Below are 2,393 nucleotides of genomic sequence, written 5' to 3' on the forward strand. Positions count from 1 at the left end.
ACTTCATTCCGGCCGATCAGGCGTTTGTTTTTGATTTTCAACAAAACCAGCACGACCTGACCCTCACCTGGCAGGTGAAAGAGGGCTATTATCTCTACCGCAAGCAGGTAAGCATTACCCCTGCCCAGGCAAACGTAGGGGCTTTACAACTGCCTGCTGGCGAGTGGCACAAGGACGAGTTTTACGGCAAGAGTGAGATCTACCGCCAGCGCTTAAGCGTGCCTGTTACCGTGAATCAGGCGGATAAAGGCGCGACCCTGACGGTGACCTATCAGGGCTGTGCGGATGCCGGATTCTGCTATCCGCCAGAAACGAAGATCGTTCCGCTCAGCGAAGTGAAGGCGGCGGCTGCCGTTTCCCCTTCTTCACCCGGCGAGACGCGCGAAGATCGCGCTGACCTTCCATTCTCAGCGCTTTGGGCCTTACTGATTGGCATTGGCATTGCCTTTACTCCCTGCGTACTGCCGATGTATCCGCTTATCTCCGGCATCGTGCTGGGGGGTAAGCAACGCCTTTCCACCGCACGCGCCCTGCTGTTGGCCTTTATTTATGTGCAGGGGATGGCGTTAACCTATACCGCCCTTGGCCTTGTGGTTGCCGCTGCGGGGTTACAGTTCCAGGCCGCCCTTCAGCACCCTTACGTGCTGATTGGCTTGTCGGTTGTCTTCATCCTGCTGGCATTGTCGATGTTCGGCCTGTTTACCCTGCAGCTGCCGTCGGCGCTGCAAACCCGTTTAACGTTGATGAGTAACCGTCAGCAAGGGGGATCGGCAGGTGGCGTGTTTGTCATGGGGGCCATCGCCGGATTAATTTGCTCTCCCTGTACCACCGCCCCGCTGAGCGCCATCCTGCTCTATATCGCCCAGAGCGGTAATATGTGGCTTGGGGGCGGGACACTTTATCTCTATGCGCTGGGCATGGGTCTGCCGCTGATGCTGGTGACAGTATTTGGCAACCGCCTGCTGCCAAAGAGCGGCCCGTGGATGGAGACGGTGAAAACTGCGTTTGGCTTTGTCATTCTCGCGCTGCCGGTTTTCCTTCTCGAACGCATCATCGGTGACGTCTGGGGTATGCGCCTGTGGGCGATGCTCGGCGTAACCTTCTTTGCCTGGGCGTTTATTGTCAGCCTGGGGGCGAAAAAAGCGTGGATGCGCCTGGTGCAAATTCTTCTGCTCGCCGCCGCGCTGGTGAGCGTACGCCCGCTGCAGGACTGGGCGTTTGGTTCACCCGTGGGTCAGACGCAGGCGCATCTGAACTTCACCCAGATTAAGAACGTGGAAGAACTCAACAGCGCCCTGGCGGAGGCGAAAGGTAAACCGGTGATGCTCGATCTCTATGCAGACTGGTGTGTCGCCTGCAAAGAATTTGAAAAATACACCTTTAGCGATCCACAGGTGCAACGCGGGCTGAATGAGACGCTGCTGCTCCAGGCAAACGTCACCGCAAACAGTGCGCAGGACAAGGCGCTGCTGAAACACCTTAACGTTCTTGGTCTGCCCACCATTTTGTTCTTCAATGAACAGGGGGAAGAGCAGCCAGAACAGCGTGTCACCGGGTTTATGGATGCAACGGCATTCAGCGCGCATTTGCGCAATCGCCAACCGTAAACAACACTTTAGACGGGACAAACCGTTGGGAATAGCGGAGGAGAAAACCGTGCAACGCGAAGACGTACTGGGACAAGCCCTGCAATTACTTGAGATTCAAGGGATCGCCAGCACCACGCTTGAGATGGTAGCCGACCGTATCGATTACCCCGTGGATGAACTTAAGCGCTTCTGGCCGGATAAAGAGGCGCTGCTTTATGATGCCCTGCGCTATCTCAGCCAGCAGGTTGATGTCTGGCGCAGGCAGCTGATGCTGAATGAAGAGCTGACCGCGGAACAAAAGTTGCTGGCGCGCTATACGGCCCTGACCGAATGCGTCAGCAACAACCGCTATCCGGGTTGTCTGTTCATCGCCGCCTGTACCTATTTCCCCGATCCTGGTCACCCTATCCATCAGTTGGCGGATCAGCAAAAACGGGCAGCGCATGACTTCACTCACGAGCTGCTGACCCGTCTGGAAGTGGATGACCCGGCAATGGTAGCTAAACAGATGGAGCTGGTGCTGGAAGGCTGCCTGAGCCGTATGCTGGTGAACCGTAGCCAGGCCGATGTGGATACGGCCCACCGCCTGGCGGAAGATATTCTGCGCTTTGCCCAGTGCCGAATGGGTGGGGCGTTGACGTAAGCGTAGTGTAGCTTTTTGCTGCAGAAGCCAGCACATTGCCGTAAAGTTAAGCAGTTGAACCGTTTTTCCCGAAATAGTGTTGACGCCCGGTCGCGATTACGGTTTAATGCGCTCCGTTGCCCGGATAGCTCAGTCGGTAGAGCAGGGGATTGAAAATCCCC

At 56.5% G+C, this 2,393-nt stretch carries 2 protein-coding genes; both read left to right on the forward strand.

Features of this window, described 5'->3' with window-relative positions; translation table 11 throughout:
• A partial coding sequence (locus LDK53_RS19585) for a protein-disulfide reductase DsbD (RefSeq protein WP_225287853.1) occupies window positions 1–1,607 on the forward strand: 1,607 nt, incomplete at its 5' end.
• Between the two features lie 49 nt (window positions 1,608–1,656).
• Window positions 1,657–2,232, forward strand: a complete 576-nt coding sequence (locus tag LDK53_RS19590) for a transcriptional regulator (protein WP_025758219.1) — start codon at window positions 1,657–1,659, stop codon at window positions 2,230–2,232.
• Window positions 2,233–2,393: the final 161 nt, after the last annotated feature.

This window comes from Enterobacter sp. K16B (assembly GCF_020216105.1).
Taxonomy (GTDB): domain Bacteria; phylum Pseudomonadota; class Gammaproteobacteria; order Enterobacterales; family Enterobacteriaceae; genus Enterobacter; species Enterobacter sichuanensis.